This is a genomic window from Acidiferrimicrobium sp. IK (genome assembly GCF_025499425.1).
GTDB lineage: Bacteria > Actinomycetota > Acidimicrobiia > Acidimicrobiales > Palsa-688 > Acidiferrimicrobium.
This window is the reverse complement of the sequence record NZ_JAIMCB010000010.1, coordinates 1-20,445: the sequence shown is the minus strand read 5'-3', so window position 1 is coordinate 20,445 and position 20,445 is coordinate 1. Positions and strand designations below refer to the sequence as shown.

The following is a 20,445-nucleotide window of genomic DNA, read 5'->3' as shown; positions in this document are numbered from 1 at the left end:
CGCCCCCGTCGCCGGGGGCGGCCCGGCCCTTCACTAGCCTTCGGCGGTGCCTCCCCCCGCTTCTGCTTCTGTTCCCGATCCGTCAGGCGGTCGGCGTGCCGGCGACCCGGCTGCTGCCGCTGGGCCGGCTGCGGCTGACCCGGCCGACCTGGCGCTGGCCTTGCGCCTCGCCGACCGGGCCGACGAGCTGACCGTCGCCGCGTTCCGCTCCGCCGGGTTGGTGGTGGACACCAAGCCGGACCTCACCCCGGTCACCGACGCCGACCGGGGCGTCGAGACCGCCATCCGCTCGCTCATCGCCGCGGAGCGTCCCGGCGACGCGGTGGTAGGCGAGGAGTACGGCACCACCGGCACCGGGCCGCGCCGGTGGATCCTCGACCCGATCGACGGCACCAAGAACTTCGTCCGAGGCATCCCCGTCTGGGCCACCCTCATCGCCCTCGAGGTCGACGGAGCGATCGTCGTGGGGACCGTTTCGGCGCCAGCGCTCGGCCGGCGCTGGTGGGCCGGTCGGGGACTGGGGGCCTTCGCCGGCCCGTGCCCGTCGTCGTCGCTCGCCGGCTCCATGGGGCAGGTCGCGCCGATCCGGGTGTCCAAGGTGGCCGCACTCGGCGACGCCCAGATCACCGGGCCGGGCCTGGAGAGCTGGGACGAGCACCCGGGCGGCGTCGCCCGCCTGGCCGCGCTCGCCGCGGCCACCTGGCGCGACCGCGGCTTCGGCGACTTCTGGTCCCACATGCTCGTCGCCGAAGGGGCCTGCGACGTGGGCCTCGACCCCGTCGCGTCGCTCTGGGACCTCGCCGCCCTCCAGGTCATCGTGGAGGAGGCCGGCGGCCGGTTCAGCGACATGACCGGCGCCCCCCGGCCCGACGGGGGATCGGCCATCAGCACAAATGGTTTGGTTCACGACGCAGCACTGGCCATACTCGGCGGCCATGACCGCTGAGCCGCCGGTGACCGATTCGCTCGAACCGACGGGCCGAACCCAGGTCCGCCGCCACCGGGACCGAGCCACCTACGAGGTCGAGCAGATCGACGCCATCCTCGGCGAGGGCTTCATCTGCCACGTAGCCTGCCACGACGCCGGCACGACCTGGATGGTCCCCACCGCCTACGGGGTGTCGGGCTTCGCCGGCGCCGGCGGCGAACTGCTGCTGCACGGTGCAGCCGCCAACCACCTGTTCAAGGCCGCCGCTGGCGGGGCGCAGCTGGTAGCCACCGTGACCCACGTCGACGCCATGGTCCTTGCCCGCTCCACGTTCAGCCACTCCATCAACTACCGCTCCGTCGTCGTGTTCGGCCAGGCCCGCCACATCACCGAGCCGGCGGACAAAGCCGCCGCGCTCGAAGCCATCGTCGAGCACATGCTGCCCGGGCGCACCGCCGAGGCCCGACCCCCCACCGACAGCGAGCTGCGCCAGACCATTGTCGTCGCGCTGCCCCTCGCCGAGGCGTCCGCCAAGTCCCGCACCGGGCCCCCCGGCGACAGCGACGGCCCCGATGCCGGCCTGCCGGTATGGGCTGGGCTGCTCAACCTGCGCACCTCCGCCGACCTGCCGGTGCCGGCGCCGGGGTTGGGTGCCGGCGGCATCGACGCCGGGCCCTCGGCGTCTTGGGCGGTGCAGCCGGGGCGTTGGTAGCGGCTAGGCACCGCCGGCCGCCCTCGGCGATCCGGGCGAAGGCGGCGTAGGGTCACCACCATGGGGTCCTACATCGCACCAGGCGTCTGGGAGATCGACACGCTGCTCGGCGGGTGGTCACAGGTCACCGCCGGCTACCTGATCGAGGGACCGGCGCCGGTCTTGATCGAGACCGGCAGCCAAAGCTCGGTGCCGGCGCTGCTCGCCGCCCTCGAGGATCACGGCGTCGCCGCCGGTGACCTCGCCGGCGTGGCGGTGACCCACATCCACCTCGACCACGCCGGAGGGGTCGGCGACGTGGCCCGGGCCTTCCCGAAAGCCACCGTCTACGTCCACGAGCGCGGCGCCCGGCACCTGGCCGACCCGGAGCGGCTGGTGCGTTCCGCGTCGCTGGTCTACGGCGACCTGCTCGACACGCTCTACGGCCGCCTCGACCCCACGCCGGCGGAGCGCCTGCACGTGCTGGCCGACGGCGAGGAGATCGAGATCGGGCCGGGCCACGCGTTGACGACCATCGACTCGCCCGGTCACGCCAAGCACCACCTGGCCCTCCACGACAGCCAGAGCGGCGTCCTCTTCGCTGGCGACGCGGTCGGCGTCCGGCTGCCCGACGCCGGCGTGCTGCGCCCGGCGACCCCGCCGGCGGACTTCGACCTCGAGCAAGCGGTCACCTCGCTACGAAAGTTCCGGGACCGCACGCCGGCCGGCGTGGCCCTCGCCCACTACGGGCTGCTGCCAGATCCGATGGCGATGTTGGAGGAGGCAGAGGAGATCCTCCGCCAGTGGGCCTCGGTGGCGGAGAAGGCGTGGCGGGAGGGAAGCGACGTGGTGGCCGCCCTCGAGATCGCGTTCGGCGGCGAGCTGGCCGACATCCCCGAGGAGCACCGCGCCAAGCTCGAGACCCTCAATGGGATCCACTCCAACGCCGCCGGCTTGGTGCGGTGGCTGGAGACCACCAAGGGGGACGGCGCCGCCCAGCCGAGCGCCCATCCGCAGCCGAGCGCCCACCCGCACCCTCACCCCCACTGAGCGGCCGGCGCCGCAGCCGCCCTAACCGGCCGGCGCCACCCCAGCCGCAGCGTCGAGGTCCGAACCCGCGGCGGGCGGCGCATCGGGCCCCCGCAGGTACTGCGTGCGGTACAAGTCGGCGTAGAGGCCACCGGTCTCGATCAGCGACAGGTGGGTGCCACGCTCGACGATGGTGCCGCCGTCGACGACCAGGATCTGGTCGGCGGCTTGGATGGTGGAGAGCCGGTGGGCGATGACGATCGATGTCCGCCCGACCAGGGCCTCGGCCAGCGCCTGCTGCACGAGGTGCTCGGTCTCGGAGTCGAGGTGGGCGGTGGCCTCGTCGAGCACGACTATGGCCGGGTTCTTGAGTAGCACCCGGGCGATGGCCAAGCGCTGCTTCTCGCCGCCTGACAGGCGGTGGCCCCGCTCGCCGACCACCGTGTCGTAACCGTCGGGCAGGGACGCGATCAGGTCGTGGATGCGCGCGCCCCGGGCCGCGGCGACGATCTCCTCGTCGGTGGCCGACGGCCTGGCGTAGCGCAGGTTGGACCCGATGGTGTCGTGGAAGAGGTGGGCGTCCTGGCTGACCACGCCGATGGCGCCGGCCACGCTGGCCAAGGTCACGTCCCGCAGGTCGTGGCCGTCGATCGCCATCGACCCGCCGAGAGGATCGTAGAGCCGCGACACCAGAGCCGACAGCGTCGTCTTGCCGGCGCCGGACGGGCCGACCAGCGCAGTCATGGTGCCCGGCTCGGCCACGAAGGAGATGTCGCGCAGCACCCAGTCGCCCGGGCCTCCCCGCTGCGCCAGCGTGGCCGCCGACTCGAGGGACGCCACCGACACCTCCTCCGCCGCCGGGTACCGGAACCACACGTTGGTGGCCGACACCCGTCCCTGCACCGGGGTGGGCAGCGGCTGGGCTCCCGGCGCGTCGGCGACCATCGGCTCGGCGTCGAGGACCTCGAACACCCGGTCGAAGCTGACCGCGGCGCCCAACAGGCTGACCCGGGTGGTGGCCAGATCGGTGAGCGGGGAATACAACCTGGTCACGTACGCGGCCAGGGCCACGACGGTTCCGACGCCGAGCGAGCCGGTGATGGCCTCCCGGCCGCCGACCCAGTAGACCGCGGCGGTACCGACCGCGCCGACGAGCGACAGCGCCGCGAACAGGTACCGGCTGAGCACCGCCAGGCGGATCCCCGCGTCGCGCACGCCGGCAGCCTTGCCGGCGAACTCTCGCGCTTCGGCGTCGGGCCGGCCGAACAGCTTGACGAGCAGGGCGCCCGAAACGTTGAACCGCTCCGTCATGGTGGCGCTCATGTCGCTGTTGGCCTGCATCTGCTTGCGGGACAGCTTGACGATGCGCCCGGCGAGGAGCCGGTCCACGATGATGAACGGAGGCAAGACGAGCAGCGCCAGCGACGTGATCTGCCACGACAGCACGAACATCGGCACCAGCGTGGCCACCAGTGTCATCACATCCGAGGTCACCGAAGCAACGGTGCCCACCGCGTTCTGGGCGTCGAGGACGTCGTTGGTCATCCGGCTCATGAGCGAGCCGGTCTGGGTCCTGGTGAAAAACGCGATCGGCATGCGCTGCACGTGGTCGTAGAGCGCGACCCGCAGGTCGTAGATGATCCCCTCGCCGATGGAGGACGCGAACCACCGGTTGATGAGCGACAGGGCGGTGGTGGCGAGCGCCAGGGCCACCATCGCCCCGGCCACCAGGTCGACCTCGCTGGTGCGGTGGTGAGGGATGGCGTCGATCAGGTACCGGATGAGCAGCGGCGGCACGGCGCCGATCCCCGCAGTGGCCAGGATGACCAGCAGGTAGATCACCAGGCGGGCCCGGTAGGGGGCGAGGAAGCGCCAGATCCGGGCCAGCGACGCCCGCTCGAAGGAGGCGTCTTTCAGTTTCTCGGGGTCCGGCCCGTGCATACGTCGCACACCGACCTCCTTCCTGGTGGTGTAATCATGTAAGCGGCTACAGCACCAGGAAGGGTAGGTCTATTCCTCCCGGTGCGTCAGCGTCCCTCTGAGACCATCATGGTCACACCGTCGCACACCAGGTTGACCATGTCTCCGGCGGTCGCCTGTCCCTCTTCGGACCCGAACGCCCCAGCCATGTCCTCGGCGCTGTCGAAGCACAGCTCCGCGTTGAGGAAGTACGGCGGGTCGCCGCCGTCCATGCCAGGCAGGCCGAGGCCCCACGTGAAGCGGGACAGGTGGGGCTTGGTCTTGACCAACGGAACGTGGGTGTTCTCGTAGTGGCTGACGAAGGCATCCCGGTCTGCCGGGTTGCCGTAAAGGACGGTTAGTCGGATCATTGCGGTGACGCTAGTCACGCCACCGAGGCCGGGCCGGCTCAGCCGGCGTCGGGACCGGCGGTCAGCAAGAAGCCCGCGGCCCGGAGCCGCTCGACCAGGGGCATGCCGATCCCGGTGGCGGGGGTGAGCACGCCGGCCCGCTCGGGCAGGCGATCGCCGTCCAAGGCCAGCGCCAGGGCGCTCTCGCCGAGCATCACGGCGGTCGCCTTGTAGCCGGGATCGCCGTCGGCCGCGACCACCCCGCGGTAGCGACCGCCGCCCTCGGTGACGGCCACGATGTCGCTGCGGAACCGGCCCGAGTCCATCACCTTCTGGCTCGGCCCCTCGCCGGGCTTGGGCAGCACCCGGTCGAGCAGCGCGCGGGTCGGGGCGAAACGCATCCCGGCCACCGCCCCGGCCAGCCCGCCGGTCACCGCTCCCGCGGCGAGGGCGCCAAGCGGCGCCGCCCCAAACGCCATCACCTCCCGGTACTTCAAGCCGCGGCCGTAAGCCCACCCGGCCAGGGCGTTGGAGCGGCGGACGATGCGCGTGTTGTACGACGCCATGACGAACGGCGCGCTCCACTCCCCGAGCAGGGCGTCGCGCCGAGGGGCGAAGGCGTCGGGCTGCGGGCCGAGGTCCGGCTCGCCGGCCCGGTCCGGGCTCAACGCGTAGGGGTCGTTGACGATCTTGGCCCGCCGCCGGTCGGCGGCGATCGCCTCCATCTGGGCTCGCATCGAGTCGATAGTCCCACCGCTGAACCCGCCTTTGGCCGTGGCCTTGAGGACGGTGTCGGTCAGGCCGCCGGCTCCGTCCTCGGCGGCTCGGGCGTGGACCAGCATCACCCCGATGTCGGAGGGGATGGAGTCGTACCCGCAGGAGGTCACCATGCGCGCTCCGCTATCAGCAGCCCGGTCGTGGAACCGGTCGATGCAGTCGCGCACGAAGAGGACCTCGCCGGTCAGGTCCGCGTAGTGGGTGCCGTGCTGCGCGCAGGCCTCCGCCAGCGCCATCCCGTAGCGGGCGTAAGGACCGACGGTGGTGGCCACCACCGCGGTTCGCGAGGCCATGTCGGCGAGGGCGGCGCGGTCGGAGGAGTCGGCCACCAGCAGCGGCCAGCCGGCGGCCGGGGCCCCCAGACCGTCCCGGACGGCCTCCAGCCGGGCCTGGCTGCGCCCGGCCAGGGCGATGCGGGTGCCCGCGGGGGCGTGGGCGGCGAGGTACCTGGCGGTCAGCGTCCCCACGAACCCGGTGGCCCCGTAGAGCACCACGTCGTTGTCCCGTCGATCGGTCATGGGTCGGAGGTTAAGGCACTCACGCAGGGTCAGCGGAGGGCGCGGCCCGCGCGTCGTCGGGTCCGCTGCCCGAGGGGGCTCGGGTGGCGAGCCCCGCCCTGGTTCGATGCGGCAGCGGAATCGGATGCCATCCCGGTGGGTATGACGGTGGCCGATGTCAGTCGCCGGTCCCGCACCCCGCTCCTTTCCCCGCCGTGTCGCCGTGCCGAGCTTGCCCTCCCCGCGGGGTCCGCTCAGCGAGGCTTTCTTGGCGGCTCTTTCCGGGAGCGGCTCGATGCCGGCGGCGCCGTCGGCGGGCTCCGGCGGCGTGCTCGGCGACGAGGACCTCCAGCTGGTGTTGTACTGCTGCTACGAGCTGCAGTACCGGGGTTTCGCCGGTGTCGACGAGCGCTGGGAGCTGGCCCCGCCGGTGATGGCCCTTCGCGCCGCGATCGAGGACGCGATGGAGGCCGAGCTGCGGGAGTCGGTCGAGCCGTTCCCGCCCGGCACCGGCGCCAGCGAGGTGGTGGACGAGCTGTGGGGCATGGCGCGGGCGGAAGGCCCCTCGCTCTCCGCGTGGCTGCTGGAGCGGGGCACCCGGACCCACGCCGAGGAGCTTGCGGTGCACCGCTCGGCTTACCAGTTGAAGGAAGCCGATCCCCACACCTGGGCCATCCCCCGGCTGTCGGGTGAGGCCAAGGCGGCGATGGTCGCCATCCAATACGACGAATACGGCGACGGCGAGGCGGCGGCCATGCACGCCGCCCTCTTCGCCGACACCATGGCCGCCCTCGGCTTGGACAGCACCTACGGCGCGCTCCTCGACCGGATCCCGGCCGAGACCCTGGCGACCACCAACCTGATCTCGCTGTTCGGGTTGCATCGCCGGCTGCGGGGGGCGCTGGTCGGTCATCTGGCCCTCTTCGAGATGACTTCCGTGGGCCCGATGGCCCGGTACGCGTCGTGGATGCGCCGCCTCGGCGTCCCGGATGCCGGCCGGCGCTTCTACGACGTGCACGTCGAGGCCGACGAGCTGCACCAGCACATCGCGGCCGACGACTTGGTGGGCGGGCTGCTTCGCTCCGAGCCGGACCTCGGCGCGGAGGTGGTGTTCGGGGCCAGGGCCCTCGGGCTGGTCGAGGCCCGTTTCTCCGCCATGCTCCGCCGGGCGTGGGACAGCGGTCGCAGCTCGCTGCGGGCGCCGCAGGCGTCGCCATCGACCGTCGCCGCCTAGCAGCTGGCCCTCGACGAGGCGTCAGCCCTCCCCGGCGGAGAGGTCCTGGCCGGGCCCTGGGGTCTCCACCCCAGCTGTCGTCAGCTCCGAGCCGTCGGCCGCCCCGTCGGCTTGCTGTTGCACTCGCTGCTCCAACTCTGCGTCGGAGGGAGCCGGGTGGCGACCGGCGATCTCGTTGCTCCCGGTCGCCGCTGCCGACGGGTCCGGTCCCGACGACGACGTCTGCTCTGTGTCCGCGGGGGGACCCGCGTTGACTCCTTGGGGCTCGGTCAGGTCGCTGCGGCGCTGCTGGGGCATGCCGGGGTGCTACCCAACGGCCGGCGCTCCGCTCAGACGTTCATTTCGTCCGCCGGTCCGTCCGGCAGCTCGGCGGCTCCTGCGCCGTCGTCGTTCGGGCTCACCGACGCGTCGTCGAGGGTGTAGGCGGTCATCGACAGCGATCCCATCGCGTAGCCCTCCACCAGGACGTCGGCTGGACGGCCGGCCGCCGCGCACATCCCGGCGAGGTACAGAAGCGGGATGAAGTGATCGGGTGTCGGAGCCGACTGGGCGAAGTCGGCGTGCTCCTGCAGCCGGGCGGCGTCGCCCGGTGCCGATCCGAGCACGGAGCGGGCGTCCTCGTCGAAGCGCTGCGCCCAGTCGTAGCCGTCGTCGGGCCGGTGCCAGTCGACGCGGCCCAGGTTGTGGACCACGTTGCCGCTGCCCACGATCACCACACCGCGGCGGCGCAGCGGGTCGAGGGCCGCGCCCAGCTCCAGGTGGTAGTCGAACGGCTTCAGCGCGTTGATCGACAGTTGCACCACCGGCACGCTGGCGTCGGGGAACGCATGGCGCAGCACCGACCAGGTCCCGTGGTCCAGCCCCCAGCTGTCGTGGTCGCGACCCACCCAGGTCGGCTTGACCACTTCGGCCACCTCTTCGGCCAGCTCGGGGGAGCCCGGCGCCGGGTAATCCACTGCGAACAGCTCGTCGGGGAATCCGTAGAAGTCGTGGATCGTCTTGGGGTGGGCCATAGCGGTGACCGCGGTGGCGTTGACGTACCAGTGCGCGGAGACGACGAGGATCGCCCGCGGTGCGGTGATCGACGCGCCGAACGCCCGCCACGCCTCGGTGTAGCGGTTGTGCTCCAAGGCGTTCATCGGACTGCCGTGACCCAAGAACGCGGCGGGAAGCGGGCGGTTGACAGCCTGGTCCGGCAAAGGGTCCTCCCCGGTGTGGTCGGTCTTCGGTTGAATCATTCGGAGAAATCGGCCGGGTGCGGGTGGGCCCTGGCCGCCCGCGGCACCCTACCGGTTCGGCGGGGGCCGATCCGAGGGAGCAGGGAACACCATCGCCCGCCTCGCGAACAGCTCGTCGAAGCGCTCGGTCGCGACGACCGCCCCCCGGGCGCTCTCGACACCGCCGTCGGCGCTCTCGGCGGGCAGCCCCGAGGGGTTGTGCAACCGCAGCCCGCTGTCGTCGACGTCCCACACCAACACCAGGTGGCCGCCGCGCCGGGAGGGGGCTCGCGCCGGCGTGCGGATCTCCTTGGCCACGGAGGCCACGACCATCGCCCCGCCGGCCACGTGCCGGCGAACGTCGGCGGTGCCGAGGCAGCGCTCGGTGCGGCCTTCGATACCCCAGCGCCGGCGCATCCACGCGACGCACGGGTCGTAGACGAGGCCGACGATGGCGTCCCCGTCGCGCTGGTAGGCGCCCGCCGCGGTCAGCTCGGCGACCATCTGCCCGGCCGGGGGAGCCGGCCGGCCGGCCGCGGCGAGCAGCATCTGCATGCACGACGCGCCGCACGAGTGCTCGCTCCACAGTCGGTACTCGTCGGCCGACGCGAAGCCCTCCCCGGCCCAGTCGACGTGCACGGCGGGGTCGCTGCCGTCGCGGATCCGCGCGACGCAGGCGTCGAGCGACCCGAACTGCGACCGGTACGGCGGCGGGCGGAGGAACGTCACCGCGACGATCCTCTCACCCGCCATATGCTCGCCACGACAAGGGGTGGCGACGATGTTCGAGAAGCACCACGAGAAGAAGTTGGCCGAGGAGTACCAACACCGGCTGGCCCAGTGGCAGGCGCTGCGCGACTCGACCGCCCAGGCCCTCGCGGTGGCCCAAGGGTTCAACGGCGAGGGCTCCACGGAGCTGATGCTCAAGCCGGGTGAGGCGGTGTTCGCCGCGGTCAGCAACGCGTCGCTGATCGAGGAGCGCCGGGGTGCGGGCCACTACACCGGCGCCTCGTCGGGGGTGTCGATCCCGATCGGCTCGGTGGGGGGCCACGCCGTTCGCTACCACGTGGGCGCCACCCGCGGGCACTACGTGCAAGCACCGCCGGTGCCGACCTCCATCGACCAGGGCACCGTGTTCGTCACCAACCAGCGGGTGGTCTTCCAAGGCGGACGCCAGACCCGAGAGTGCGCCTTCGCCAAGCTCATCGGGTTCCAGCACACCGCCGACGGGGCGACGGTGTTTTCGGTGTCCAACCGTCAGAAGGCGACGGTCATCCACTACGGCACCCAGATCGCTGGCTGGTTCGACTTCCGCCTCGACTTGGCCCTCGCCCACTTCAAAGGCACCGTCCCAGCCCTGGTGGCCCAGGTCCAAGCCCAGCTGGCGCAGCTGGAGGCCGCCCGACCGCCGGCGCCCCTGGCTCCGTCCTGAGCCCAGCGGCCGGGCCGCTCGGCCGCTCGGCCGCTCGGCCGCTCGGCACTGTAATACCTTCCCCGAGGAACGGCGGCTGCGCTCAGGCAGGTTCCGGCTCCAGCAGACGCGCGGGTGGGTCGGCAATAGGTTCGAGGCGGAGCGACTCCGGCTCAACCCCGCGGGCCGCAACTACGACAGTCAGGGCGTTGGGGCGGGCAACAGCGACCCACTGCTTGCGAGGTGTGGTGAGCATCAGGGTCTCTGTCGGCGTGCCATCGATGATGACGGGCTGCGCAGACCGGACGGCGTCGAGAACCGCTGCACGGCCCTCACGCTCACGAGCTCGAAGCCAAAGCGTGACAGCGGCCCGGGACGCTTCCGGCCACCCACCTGCTGCCTGGTCTCGCCGTATCCAGCTCTGGAGCGTTTTTCGAGCGTCGCCAAGTGCCGGCTCGGGATGGAGACGTTCGCTCTTGGTGGTGATCGCCAGACGTGGCCGATCGCCTGCAGCAGGGTCGGGGACGGGCGCGTCGTAGTGGTCGATCGTGATCTCGGTGACCTGGCCGCTTCGCGATCCGCTACCCCCTAGCCGTGCGGGCCAGCCGTCGGCGCCGTAGGTCGGGAACCGAGTCTGGCGAAGGGTCGCCACGGTGGATAGCCGTTGACGCCGGCGTTGGTCGGCGCGGGCGAGCGCTAGGCGGGCTGAGTGCTTCTCATCGTTCTCTTTATCGGGGAAGGCGAGACCGACGCTCAGAAGTGTGGCCTCGGGTTCCTCGTGGCCACACACCCGGCACGACACGACCGGGTTGGGGGCGGCGGTCCCATCCGGCATGCCATGGCCGCCTCGCCACTGCTCGAAGGGGGTGTACTCCTCGAAATCGATCGCGCCACATCCGGGACATTGCTCCGCTGCGCCGGTCCGTTCGCACGACCGAGTCTGGACCAGATGCGTGGATGTCCGATACCGGGGGCCGGTTCAGCGACCTCGCCTACGCCGACGGAGCGACGAGCGTTCCCGGGGAACCGGAGGACCCCCGGCCCGGCCGCCTCACGGCCACCGGACCAGGGGTCTCGCCACTGCCGGGCCCGCACCTTCGCGAGGACCCAAGTGCGGAGGGAGTGGGATTTGAACCCACGGTGGGCAGGACCCACAACGGTTTTCGAGACCGTCCGATTCGGCCGCTCTCGCATCCCTCCTCGCAGGTCAGAGCCTACAAGCCCGACCTCCCCGGTGCAACAGGACTACTGTCGGGACTACTAACCATCACCGGGAACGTCGGAGGAGCGTAGCCGTGGCCCAGGGCACCAAGTCGGAGATCCGCCCTGGTGTCTGGCGGCTCAGAGTGTTCGTCGGTGTCGACCCGACGACGGGCAAGCGCCGCCAGCTGAGCCGCACGGTCCAAGGTGGAGCCCGGCACGCCTCGCAGGAACTGGCCCGCTTCGCCGCTGAGGTACAGGCCGGCGACGTGCCGGCGGGGCCCGACCAGACCCTCTCGGAGTTCCTCTCGTCGTGGCTGGATTTCGTGGAGTCCCAGCGGTCACCGACGACGATCCGGGGCTATCGGGACAAGGTGCGGCGCTGGAACGTCGCCCTGGGGCAGGTGCGGGTCTCGAAGTTGACCGCCCAGGACCTGGACCGCACCTATGCCCGTTGGCTGGGCGAGGGGGCCTCGCCGGCGACGATCCGCCACTGCCACCGGATCCTGGCCACCGCCCTCAAGCAAGGGCAGCGCTGGGGCCTGGTGACCAGCTGCGTGACGGACGTGGCCTGCCCGCCGGCGAGCGAGCACCGCCCTCCCCCCGACATCGATCCGGTGACCTGGCAGGCGGTGGTCCTCGACTTGAAGGAGCGGGAGCCGGTGACGGCCATGGCGGTGCTGCTGGCCGGAGTCACCGGCGCCCGGCGGGGAGAGCTGTGCGGGCTTCGGTGGTCTGACGTCGACTGGACCCGAAGCATGGTGATGATCGCTCGCTCGATCCACCACGGCCTCGACAAGAAGGAGCTCGTCGTCGCTCCGACCAAGACCGGCAGGATCCGGCGGGTGTCGCTCGATGCCCGCACCGTGGCGCTCTTGGACCAATACCGATCCCAGGCTTCGGTATGGGCGGAGGGGGCCGGCGTCGAGCTGGCGGAGGACGGCTACATTCTCACGTTCGACCCGAGCGGCCAGTCGCCGCTCAAGCCCGACACGATCACCGCCGGCTTCTCCCGGGCTGCCCGGCGGGTGGGGGCGAAGATCAGGTTCCACGACCTGCGGCACATGAGCGCCTCGTTGCTCATCGGCGCCGGAACCGACGCGCGGACCGTCGCCGGCCGGCTCGGCCACACCGACGCCTCGACGACGCTGCGGATCTATGCCCACGCCTTCGAGGCGCAGGACCGCCAGGCGGCAGAGGTGTTGGGGGCGCTGCTGCCGGTCTGAGGGTCCTGGTTTGGGGACAACCCGGCTGCGGCAACGCGCCTGCGGCGTGCTACAAGTCGAACAACGGCGGATCGTCCGCTGCGGGCTCCACGATCGCGGCGGCGGCGCCGACCGCCCGACCGCGGGCGTCGCGGACCAGGGTGAAGCGCGCCGGGAACCGGCGGGTGTCCCCGTCGGCGCACATCACCGGGATCGCCGCTCCCATTCCCTCCGCCCGGGCGACCCCGGACTGCATGGCCGCTCGGAACCCCGCCCAGTGCCGTTCCCGGTAGTCGGGGGGCACGATCACATCCAGGTCCCTGCCGACCACTGGTGCTGGAGCGTGTCCGGTGAGAGCCTCGGCGTCGCCCGCGAACGCCACGATGACGCCGTCCCGGTCTACGAGGATCATGGCCTGCCGACCCATGATGTGATCCTGCGCCGGCTCGCTCGCCTTGGCAAGGGTCGGCTGCTTGGATGGGACTATGAGCGATCACGACCCGCCGCGTGTGGTTAGGGCATCTCGGATCATCGGAGCCAGCGCGGAGCGTGTCTTCGAGTTGATCGCCGACCCCGCCCAGCAACCTCGCTGGGATGGCAACGACAACCTGGCCGAGGCCGCCCCCGGGCAACGGGTGCGAGCCGCCGGTGACGTCTTCACCACCCGCCTGAAGAACGGCGCAGTGCGCGAAAACCGGGTCGTTGACTTCGCTGAGGGGCGGCGCCTGGCCTGGCAACCAGCTGAGCAAGGCAAGTCCCCGCCAGGGCATCTCTGGGCGTGGGAGCTGGAACCGCTCGACCCGACGCGGACCGTGGTCACCCACGTCTACGACTGGACCCACCTCACGGACCCTTCTCGGATGCCGCGTGCCCAAGCGACCACCGCTGACAAGCTGCAAGCCTCGCTCGATCGACTTGCGGTCTTAGCGGAGGAGCCCCCGTCTGGCTCCGAGCCTTGAGCGGCTCGCGCACGTCCTTTGCGGCCAACCAGGCGCTGCTGCTCGACCAGAGCGCGTCTTACCTCAGAATTGGCGAGACCGTCGATCCCGGCAACACCTCCGGGTACCCGGCGGCGGTCGGCGAGCTGGTTCAGCTGGCCGGTTTGCCGGAGACCGGCGACACGCCAGCGCAGATGGCTCTGGCCAAGTCCGACATCGCCGCTCTCGACAGCTTCTTCGCCACCCCGGGAGCCGTCGGATAGCGCCCTTCGGGCGTCGCCCGAGCCAGATCGCCGACGAAGGAGGAGACCGCGCCCGGCCGCTGCCGCGTCACCGGCCGCCAAAGGCATTAAGACCGGCCCGACTCCAGTCGATGGGGATCTGATCGAGTGCACCCGAGCGAAGGAAGTCAACCGATGTCCATCTCCCCAGTCAGCCAAGGACCCGCAGTCGCACCACCGCCGCCTCCCCCCCCGGCGGCAGCCGCCGCTGCGGCGGTGGCCGCCACTTCCAGCTCGGTCGCCGCTCAGGTGACGCCCCAAGCGGTGTCCGCGGCGGTGCTGCAGCGGGCCACCGGCGACGGTGACGGCCGTACCGGCGCCGCCGCCCTCAACGACGGTGACGCCGCGGCTCAGGCCGCGGCCCTGCAGGCCAAGTCCGTCGGACGCCACGTCGACGTCAAGGCCTGACCAACGGGCACCCACCTGGCTTCCCCACGCCGGGTGGGTGCCCTGGCCGCTGCCGCGCTAGTCGAGCGGCCGGCGGGCGATCGCTGGGGGCTCGCGCCCGGCGAGCAGCCACCCGCCGCCGGAGGCCAGCAGCGGAAGGCCGGCGACGATGAGGACCAGGTTGACCACCGGTACCCGACCGAGGGGACTCAGGTCGCTGCGGTACCACACGAGCAGCGCCGCGTAAGCGCCGGCGGTGCCGAGCAGGGCGCCGAGGAGGGCGAGAGCGCCGCTGGTCGCGCCGGTGATCGTTCTCCTGGTGGCGCTGCCTGCCCCGGCGGCGGCCAGGATCCGTAGGGCGCCGGCGGTCTCGCTGCGGATCAGGCCGACGGTCATGCCGAGGACGCCGAGGGCGAGCAGTACGCCTACGGCGGTCGACCAGTTGCGCAGCGCCGCGGAGGACTTGGTCGCGGTCCTGGCCTCCACGTAGAGGCCGAGGCCGGCCGCCGCGGCTTGGGCGGTGTGGATCTGCTGGCCGGTGAGCGGGTGCGCCGCTTGGACCAGCCAGGCGCCAGGCAGGGCGGTCAGGCCGAGTCGCTGGAGGGCGGCGGTGGTCAGGAGGCTCCCGGGAGCGGAGCTGTACCGGGGGAGCTGGGTGAGGTGCTGGAGGGTCGGGGTCACGTCCGCTACCTTCGGCGGTCCGCCGTTCGCGGTTCCCGGACCGACGGGCGACTGGAGAGCGAAGAGCTTCCGACCGGCGAGGTCGCTGCGCGCGGTGAGGATGTCGGCGCCGGAGCTGACTGCGGAGGGGCTGATGCCGTAGTGGGCGAGCAGGGCGGGCGTCGCCACGTACAGCGGGTCGAAGCCTCCTGAGATCTCGACGCCTCGGGGACGGATCGTCACCTTGGCGAGGGACGCGACCGGGTAGCCGGCAGGGATGGTGCGGCCGCCGGGGCCCGAGATCGGCGGCTGGAGGCCGGCGGCGGGGCTGTAGGCCTGCTCGAGGGGGACCATCGTGGCGTGGATGGCGCGGGCCAGTTGGTCGAGCCGGCCGGTGACGGCGCCGAGCTGTGGAGCGCTGAGCGGGGGTACCTGCCCGGCGCTGGTGTCGGGCGTGACGTACATCATCAGCTGGTCGGGGGCCAGGTTGCCGACCGGGTCGGGTGTGGAGCTGGCCGCGGAGCTGACGGCGATGGTCGCGGTGATCGCGAGCGCCAGGGTGATCGACCCGAGCGCGGCGCCGGAGCGGGCCTGGTAGCGGACCAGGTCCCGCAGGGCCAGCCGGACGGCGACACCGGTCCTCGCGGCAGCGGCGGCGAGGACCCGGATCGCCAGCGGAGCGAGGAACAGCAGCCCGATCGGGGTGACCAGCGCTCCGAGGACGATGAACGGCGGCCGGGTGTGATCGGATCCGTGGTCGGAGAAGTACAGGAGGGCGAGGCCGCCGGCGACCAGCACCGCGCCGACAGCCGAGAAGCGACGCACCGACCGCGGCGGGGATGGGCGCCCCGCGAAGGCGGCGATGACCGACGCCTTGGTGATGGCCCGCGCCGGCCACCAAGCCGCGATGAGCGCGGTCAGCACGGCGAGGACCAGGCTGACCCCGACGGCCCACCACGGCAACCCGAAGCGGTCGATCCGGTGGCCCGACGTCGCCTGCAGGGTGGGCACGAAGGCCAGCCAGGCGCCGACGCCGATCACCCCTCCGGCGAGCGCGCCGAGCGCGCCGACGGCGGCGCCGTCGGCGAGCATGACCAGCCGGACCTGGCGGTCGGTGGCGCCGAGGGAGGAGAGCATGCCGAGCGCCCGTTGATGCCGTTGGGCCATGACGGTGAAGCCGGCTACCGCCATCAACCCGACGAACAGCAGGCCGATGGTTCCGAGCGCCAACACCAGCGCGTCCGCGGCCCCGGAATGCTGCGGGCCCCGCGAGCTCACCGACCCGTTGAGGCTCACGCCGAGCCCACGGCCGGGGCCGGGATGCCACGAGGTGAAGATCGACACCGTCGTCGGGGGGCGGGCCTGGCCGGGGGCGACCAGCGCGAACTCGTCGAGCAGGTTCAGTGGGTTCTCCACTATGCCGACGACGCGCCGGCTCGTGCCGCCGGCGGTCCAGGTGCTGCCGATCTTGAGGTCGAACTGCCTGGCGAGCCCGCTGGTCAGCGCGACCTCGCCCGGGCCGGCCGGGTAGCTCCCGGCGTCTAAGCGCAGCGTCACCCGGTCGAAGGTCCCGCCCGGCGCCTGGTCTCGGATGTCGATGCTGGCGACCGACCCTGGGATGGCCAGCTGCTGGTGGGCGACGACGTCGAGGGGACCGGCCTTGGCGCGCAGCGCGGCGATGTCGGCGGCCAGCCGCTGGTTGGAGCCCGACAGCGTGACGATGGTGTTGGCGGTGCCGAAGGTCGGGTCGGCCTTGAGCTTGGTGGCGTTGGTCGCCGTGCCCAACCCCACGATCGTCGCGGCCACCGCCAGCGTCAGCATGGAGAGGACCAGCAGGTGGCGGCGCCACTCCCGGCGGAACAGCCGCCACCCCCACCTGGCGACGGCGCGCCGAGCCGGCCTGCCACCACCCGAGCGAGCCTCGACCGGCGCCGGCCGCTCGGACAGGATCGCGCTCACGGGTTTGGGGTGAGGAGGGATTCGGGACCCGACGCGGGGACCGTCTGGTCGACGATCCGCCCGTCGCGGAGGAACACCACCCGGTCTGCCCACGACGCCAGCTGCGCGTCGTGGGTCACCACCACGCCGGCCACTCCCCGCCGGCAGGCGGCGCGGATCAGGCGCATCACCGCCTCGCCGTTGGCCGAGTCGAGAGCGCCGGACGGTTCGTCGGCGAGCAGCAGCCGGCGATCGCCCACGACCGCCCGGGCGATCGCCACCCGCTGGCGCTCACCGCCGGACAGCTCGTCGGGGAAGCTCCCTGCCCGCCCTCGCAGCCCCAGCTCGTCGAGGGCTCTCAGCCCGCACTGGACGGCCGACCTCGCCGGCATGCCGTCGAGTTCGAGCGGCAGCGAGACGTTCTCGGCGACGGTGAGCCCAGCGAGGAGGTTGAAGTCCTGGAACACGTACCCGAGGCAGCGGCGCCGGATCCGGGCCCGGTCGTCGCGCCCCATGCCCGACACCGGCTCGCCGGCGATGAGCACGTCACCAGAGGTCGGCTCCTCGAGGGTCCCGGCGATCGTCAGCAGGGTGCTCTTGCCCGATCCGCTCGGACCCATCACCGCCACCAGCTGACCCTCGCCGACAGACAGCGACACTTCCCGCAGCGCATGGACCTGGGCCGATCCCTCGCCGTAGACCTTCGATACGCCCCGCAGTTCCAGCACGGTCATGGCCTCAACACCACCTTCCTCGGAGTCTTCGGCAGCGGCGCACGCGGGAGGTCCCGGTCCTCCAGCGACGCCCGCTTGATGCGACCGTCCGCGGCGTCCAGCCAACGCACCACCGCGTCGAGGCGGAACAGCTCGGCGTCCACGGCCAACCCGAAACCCAGGTCCCGGTCGGCCGCGTACTCCTTGAGCCGGGTCCACTCCTGCATCAGCTGCACCAGGTACCGGCGGTGGGTCTGCACCACCTCGTGGACGTCGACGCCCGGCAGCTCCACCGCGACGAGGACTTTGATCACCAGCTCGTCGCGAGGCGGTGATGACAGGTCGGGCGGGGTCCGCAGCCACGCCGCCAGCTCCGCCCGGCCCTCGTCGGTGATCTTGAACCCCTTCTGCGGGCCGTCATCGTCGCCGCCGTCGGACTCGACCAGCCCGTCTCGCTCGAGGCGCTGCAAGGTCGTATACACCTGCCCGACGTTGAGCGGCCACACCTCGCCGGTGCGGGCCTCGAACTCCTGGCGCAGCTGGAGGCCGTACCTCGGCCCCTCGCTGAGCAGCGCCAGGAGGGCGTGTCGAATGGTCATGACCAGAACCAACCCGGTTGCATACTCAGTATTGTACTCATGAGGCAAGCGGATGCAAGCCCCACCGGCGACCCGACGCGGCGCGGGGTCCGGCGACGCTGGCAGACTTGCGGGGTGGCCAGCCGCATCGATTCGATCTCCCTGGATGCCATCGACCCGTCCCGGCTGGCGTCGTTTTGGTGCGCGGTGCTCGGCTGGGAGGTCCTCGAGGAGGAGGAAGGGGGCGTCCGCGTCGGCAACCCCGACCGGTCGCTGCCCGCTCTGGACTTGCTGCCCGTCCCCGACCGCAAGCAGGTGAAGGACCGCCTGCACCTGGACCTTCGAGCCGACGGGACCACCCGCGACGCCGAACTGGCCCGGCTGACGAACCTAGGCGCCCGCCCGGTCGACGTGGGCCAGGGGAGCGACGTCAGCTGGGTGGTCCTCGCCGACCCGGAGGGCAACGAGTTCTGCCTGCTGTCGCGCACCGTCGACGAAGCGGCGCAGGCCGCCGCCGGCTGACCCTACAGCTCGACCGTGGCCGGCTCGTCGGGGGCCGCGGCGACCGGCGCGGAGCCGCCGTCGTCCACGTAGCGCGATCCCCGCGACCAAGAGGCCAGCGCTGCGACCAGGCAGGCGACGGTGGCGAACACGAACGCCTCGGTCAGCCCGGAGTGGAACGGCTTGGAGATCAGCTGCGGGAAGAACGAGTGCCCGGTGAGCGCGCTCTGGTTGGCCGGGGACAGCTTGGACAGCACGTTGGTGCCGACCAGGGTCTGGATGGGGTTGTAGCCGAGGAACGCGGCGAAGAGGATCGACACCGGGGGCAGGTGACCGACCCGGCTCGCGGTGGCGGCGTCCACGCCGTGGGCCGTGAGACCGTGGATCAGCGCGCCCGAGAGGGTCGACGCCAGCCCGACGATCATCAAGGTGAAGAAGATGCCGATCGACAGGACCTGGGCGGAGTTTTGGAATGTCGAGTTCATGGCGCCGCCGACGCCGCGCTCCGACGCGGGCAGGCTGTTCATTACTCCGGCCCGGTTGGGTGACGCGAACGCCCCCATTGACAGGCCGTTCAGGAGCAGGATGACCGCGAACTGCCAGTAGGTGAAGTCGACCGGCAACAGCAGGAGGAGGAGAAAAGTGGCCGCCGCGCCGACCATCCCGCCGGTCGCGAAGGGCCGCGCGCCGAAACGGTCCGAAAGGATGCCCGAGATCGGCCCGGCAATCAAGAACCCGACGGTTAGCGGCAGCATGTAGATCCCGGCCCAAAGCGGCGTCCTGGTGAAGTCGTATCCGTGCTCGGGGAGCCAGATCCCCTGCAGCCAGATGATCAGCATGAACATGAGGCCGCCGCGCCCGACCGCGGAGAGGAACGTGGACAGCGTGCCGAACGTGAACGCCCGGATCCGAAACAGCGGGAGCCGGAACATCGGCGACTGCACCCGCGACTCGATGATCCCGAAGGCGATCAGGCAGGCAACACCGACCCCGAGCTCGGTCAGGACCGGCGTGCTACCCCAACCCATGTTGTGGCCGCCGGCCGGCTCGATCCCGTAGGTGATGCCGATCATCACCAAGATCAGGCCCGCCGCGAAGGTGATGTTGCCCGGCCAGTCGATCCTCGCCGGCCGCCGGATGCTGCGGTCCTCGAGCTTGAGGTACGACCACACCGTGCCGAACAGCCCGAACGGCACGGAGATGAGGAAGATCAGCCGCCAGTCGACCGGTGCCAGCAGCCCGCCGAGGATCAGGCCGATGAACGTGCCGCTGATGCCGGCGATGTTGTTGATGCCGAGGGCCAGGCCCCGCTGGTTGGTCGGGAACGCGTCGGTGAGGATCGCCCCCGAGTTGGCGATCAAGAACGCCGCGCCGATCCCCTGCAGGATCCGCCCGATGATCAACCACAGCGCGCCGGCCCGCCCGGTGAGCGGGTCGACGGTGAGGAACAGCGACGCGACGGTGTAGACGACGAAGCCCAGGTTGTACATCTTGACCCGGCCGAACATGTCGCCCAGCCGCCCCAGGCTGACGACCAGCACGCTGCTCACGACCAAGAAGCCGAGGATCATCCAAAGCAGGTAGAAGCTGTTGCCGGCGCCGAGCGGGTCGAGGCCGATGCCCCGGAAGATGTCGGGCATCGCGATGAGCATGATGGACGCGTCGATGGTCGCCAGCAGCACGCCGATGGTGGTGTTGGACAGCGCCACCCACTTGTACCTCTCGCCCCGCGGGTCGGGCCCGGCGCCCGCGTCGCCGACGATCGGGGCGGTGGTCACGACTGTGCCTGCGTGGTCATCGTCGGCTGTCTCCCCTGCACCGGTTACTTAGAGGCCGCGCGGATAGGCGAAGGAGCCCCTGACCAGCATCTCCGCGCCGTTTGAGGGGCATCCACCGGTCGTCGTGTTGGCCCGAGTTTGATCTCGGGTGCGACCAACAACCGACGACCGAG

General features: G+C 71.6%; 21 protein-coding genes and 1 tRNA gene. 10 read left to right on the top strand and 12 right to left on the bottom strand.

All coding sequences use genetic code 11. The features are described 5' to 3' along the window. The first annotated feature begins 46 nt into the window (after positions 1-46). From K6U06_RS16485 to K6U06_RS16475, 3 genes are read left to right on the top strand one after another with little or no spacing between them, the layout of a single operon-like run. A complete protein-coding gene (locus tag K6U06_RS16485; RefSeq protein ID WP_262323053.1) occupies positions 47-946 on the top strand; it encodes an inositol monophosphatase family protein in 900 nt (299 codons plus the stop codon). Beyond that, positions 936-1,640: a pyridoxamine 5'-phosphate oxidase family protein gene (locus tag K6U06_RS16480; RefSeq protein ID WP_262323052.1), complete on the top strand. Its 705-nt coding sequence runs from the start codon at positions 936-938 to the stop codon at positions 1,638-1,640. The genes K6U06_RS16485 and K6U06_RS16480 overlap by 11 nt, the downstream gene beginning before the upstream one ends. 60 nt (positions 1,641-1,700) lie before the next feature. Next, complete coding sequence (locus K6U06_RS16475; RefSeq protein WP_262323051.1) at positions 1,701-2,669, top strand: MBL fold metallo-hydrolase; 969 nt, start codon at positions 1,701-1,703, stop codon at positions 2,667-2,669. A 21-nt stretch (positions 2,670-2,690) separates the two neighbouring features. Here K6U06_RS16475 and K6U06_RS16470 read toward each other — a convergent pair whose 3' ends face one another. The 3 genes from K6U06_RS16470 to K6U06_RS16460 all read right to left on the bottom strand — a co-directional run bounded on the left by K6U06_RS16470 (position 2,691) and on the right by K6U06_RS16460 (position 6,252). Further along, positions 2,691-4,589, bottom strand: coding sequence for an ABC transporter ATP-binding protein (locus K6U06_RS16470; protein ID WP_262323208.1), 1,899 nt, complete (start codon positions 4,587-4,589; stop codon positions 2,691-2,693). 86 nt (positions 4,590-4,675) lie between these two features. Beyond that, positions 4,676-4,978 (bottom strand): EthD family reductase, encoded by a 303-nt coding sequence (locus K6U06_RS16465; RefSeq protein ID WP_262323050.1) that lies wholly within the window; start codon positions 4,976-4,978, stop codon positions 4,676-4,678. Positions 4,979-5,016: 38 nt separating this feature from the next. Beyond that, positions 5,017-6,252, bottom strand: coding sequence for a saccharopine dehydrogenase family protein (locus K6U06_RS16460; protein WP_262323049.1), 1,236 nt, complete (start codon positions 6,250-6,252; stop codon positions 5,017-5,019). Positions 6,253-6,526: 274 nt separating this feature from the next. Between K6U06_RS16460 and K6U06_RS16455 the strand changes: the two genes are divergently transcribed. Next, on the top strand, positions 6,527-7,465 hold the full coding sequence (locus K6U06_RS16455; RefSeq protein ID WP_262323048.1) for an iron-containing redox enzyme family protein: 939 nt from the start codon (positions 6,527-6,529) through the stop codon (positions 7,463-7,465). Positions 7,466-7,486: 21 nt separating this feature from the next. Here K6U06_RS16455 and K6U06_RS16450 read toward each other — a convergent pair whose 3' ends face one another. The 3 genes from K6U06_RS16450 to K6U06_RS16440 form a co-directional block, all read right to left on the bottom strand. Then, positions 7,487-7,762: a hypothetical protein gene (locus K6U06_RS16450; RefSeq protein WP_262323047.1), complete on the bottom strand. Its 276-nt coding sequence runs from the start codon at positions 7,760-7,762 to the stop codon at positions 7,487-7,489. Positions 7,763-7,794: 32 nt separating this feature from the next. After that, a complete protein-coding gene (gene ygiD, locus K6U06_RS16445) occupies positions 7,795-8,664 on the bottom strand; it encodes a 4,5-DOPA dioxygenase extradiol (RefSeq protein WP_262323046.1) in 870 nt (289 codons plus the stop codon). An 87-nt stretch (positions 8,665-8,751) separates the two neighbouring features. Further along, a complete protein-coding gene (locus tag K6U06_RS16440; protein ID WP_262323045.1) occupies positions 8,752-9,411 on the bottom strand; it encodes a hypothetical protein in 660 nt (219 codons plus the stop codon). A gap of 52 nt (positions 9,412-9,463) precedes the next feature. On the opposite strand from K6U06_RS16440, the gene K6U06_RS16435 reads away from it, so the two are divergent. Beyond that, positions 9,464-10,114, top strand: a complete 651-nt coding sequence (locus K6U06_RS16435; RefSeq protein ID WP_262323044.1) for a hypothetical protein — start codon at positions 9,464-9,466, stop codon at positions 10,112-10,114. Positions 10,115-11,207: 1,093 nt separating this feature from the next. On the opposite strand, the gene K6U06_RS16430 is transcribed toward K6U06_RS16435, so the two are convergent. Next, a tRNA-Ser gene (locus K6U06_RS16430) sits at positions 11,208-11,293 on the bottom strand. Between the two features lie 95 nt (positions 11,294-11,388). Between K6U06_RS16430 and K6U06_RS16425 the strand changes: the two genes are divergently transcribed. Next, complete coding sequence (locus K6U06_RS16425; protein WP_262323043.1) at positions 11,389-12,519, top strand: tyrosine-type recombinase/integrase; 1,131 nt, start codon at positions 11,389-11,391, stop codon at positions 12,517-12,519. Between the two features lie 49 nt (positions 12,520-12,568). Here the strand turns inward: K6U06_RS16425 and K6U06_RS16420 are convergent, their stop codons facing one another. Next, a complete protein-coding gene (locus K6U06_RS16420; protein ID WP_262323042.1) occupies positions 12,569-12,925 on the bottom strand; it encodes a PAS domain S-box protein in 357 nt (118 codons plus the stop codon). Positions 12,926-12,983: 58 nt separating this feature from the next. Here K6U06_RS16420 and K6U06_RS16415 point away from each other — a divergent pair, with 58 nt between their 5' ends. The 3 genes from K6U06_RS16415 to K6U06_RS16405 all read left to right on the top strand — a co-directional run bounded on the left by K6U06_RS16415 (position 12,984) and on the right by K6U06_RS16405 (position 14,125). Next, positions 12,984-13,457, top strand: coding sequence for an SRPBCC family protein (locus K6U06_RS16415; protein ID WP_262323041.1), 474 nt, complete (start codon positions 12,984-12,986; stop codon positions 13,455-13,457). After that, positions 13,454-13,699, top strand: a complete 246-nt coding sequence (locus tag K6U06_RS16410) for a hypothetical protein (protein WP_262323040.1) — start codon at positions 13,454-13,456, stop codon at positions 13,697-13,699. The genes K6U06_RS16415 and K6U06_RS16410 overlap by 4 nt, the downstream gene beginning before the upstream one ends. Positions 13,700-13,852: 153 nt before the next feature. Further along, positions 13,853-14,125: a hypothetical protein gene (locus K6U06_RS16405; RefSeq protein WP_262323039.1), complete on the top strand. Its 273-nt coding sequence runs from the start codon at positions 13,853-13,855 to the stop codon at positions 14,123-14,125. A 57-nt stretch (positions 14,126-14,182) separates the two neighbouring features. Here the strand turns inward: K6U06_RS16405 and K6U06_RS16400 are convergent, their stop codons facing one another. Genes K6U06_RS16400 through K6U06_RS16390 form a run of 3 tightly spaced genes read right to left on the bottom strand, consistent with a single transcriptional unit; the run spans position 14,183 to position 18,014 of the window. Next, a complete protein-coding gene (locus K6U06_RS16400; protein ID WP_262323038.1) occupies positions 14,183-16,723 on the bottom strand; it encodes an FtsX-like permease family protein in 2,541 nt (846 codons plus the stop codon). Next, positions 16,720-17,436 carry an ABC transporter ATP-binding protein gene (locus K6U06_RS16395; protein ID WP_262323037.1) on the bottom strand — a complete coding sequence of 239 codons (717 nt, stop codon included), beginning with the start codon at positions 17,434-17,436 and terminating at the stop codon, positions 16,720-16,722. Before K6U06_RS16395 ends, K6U06_RS16400 begins: the two co-directional genes overlap by 4 nt. Beyond that, positions 17,433-18,014, bottom strand: coding sequence for a PadR family transcriptional regulator (locus K6U06_RS16390; protein ID WP_262323036.1), 582 nt, complete (start codon positions 18,012-18,014; stop codon positions 17,433-17,435). The genes K6U06_RS16395 and K6U06_RS16390 overlap by 4 nt, the downstream gene beginning before the upstream one ends. A gap of 114 nt (positions 18,015-18,128) precedes the next feature. On the opposite strand from K6U06_RS16390, the gene K6U06_RS16385 reads away from it, so the two are divergent. After that, positions 18,129-18,515 carry a VOC family protein gene (locus tag K6U06_RS16385; protein WP_262323035.1) on the top strand — a complete coding sequence of 129 codons (387 nt, stop codon included), beginning with the start codon at positions 18,129-18,131 and terminating at the stop codon, positions 18,513-18,515. A 2-nt stretch (positions 18,516-18,517) separates the two neighbouring features. Here K6U06_RS16385 and K6U06_RS16380 read toward each other — a convergent pair whose 3' ends face one another. Next, on the bottom strand, positions 18,518-20,272 hold the full coding sequence (locus K6U06_RS16380; RefSeq protein WP_262323034.1) for an MFS transporter: 1,755 nt from the start codon (positions 20,270-20,272) through the stop codon (positions 18,518-18,520). Between the last annotated feature and the right edge of the window lie 173 nt (positions 20,273-20,445).

Coding starts and splice junctions, on each gene's coding strand:
- K6U06_RS16460 (WP_262323049.1), bottom strand. CDS start 6,252: ATGACCGATCGACGGGACAACGACGTGGTGCTCTACGGGGCCACCGGG.
- K6U06_RS16420 (WP_262323042.1), bottom strand. CDS start 12,925: ATGGGTCGGCAGGCCATGATCCTCGTAGACCGGGACGGCGTCATCGTG.
- K6U06_RS16415 (WP_262323041.1), top strand. CDS start 12,984: ATGAGCGATCACGACCCGCCGCGTGTGGTTAGGGCATCTCGGATCATC.
- K6U06_RS16475 (WP_262323051.1), top strand. CDS start 1,701: ATGGGGTCCTACATCGCACCAGGCGTCTGGGAGATCGACACGCTGCTC.
- K6U06_RS16390 (WP_262323036.1), bottom strand. CDS start 18,014: ATGACCATTCGACACGCCCTCCTGGCGCTGCTCAGCGAGGGGCCGAGG.
- K6U06_RS16405 (WP_262323039.1), top strand. CDS start 13,853: ATGTCCATCTCCCCAGTCAGCCAAGGACCCGCAGTCGCACCACCGCCG.
- K6U06_RS16395 (WP_262323037.1), bottom strand. CDS start 17,436: ATGACCGTGCTGGAACTGCGGGGCGTATCGAAGGTCTACGGCGAGGGA.
- K6U06_RS16470 (WP_262323208.1), bottom strand. CDS start 4,589: ATGCACGGGCCGGACCCCGAGAAACTGAAAGACGCCTCCTTCGAGCGG.
- K6U06_RS16465 (WP_262323050.1), bottom strand. CDS start 4,978: ATGATCCGACTAACCGTCCTTTACGGCAACCCGGCAGACCGGGATGCC.
- K6U06_RS16480 (WP_262323052.1), top strand. CDS start 936: ATGACCGCTGAGCCGCCGGTGACCGATTCGCTCGAACCGACGGGCCGA.
- K6U06_RS16450 (WP_262323047.1), bottom strand. CDS start 7,762: ATGCCCCAGCAGCGCCGCAGCGACCTGACCGAGCCCCAAGGAGTCAAC.
- K6U06_RS16435 (WP_262323044.1), top strand. CDS start 9,464: ATGTTCGAGAAGCACCACGAGAAGAAGTTGGCCGAGGAGTACCAACAC.
- K6U06_RS16455 (WP_262323048.1), top strand. CDS start 6,527: ATGCCGGCGGCGCCGTCGGCGGGCTCCGGCGGCGTGCTCGGCGACGAG.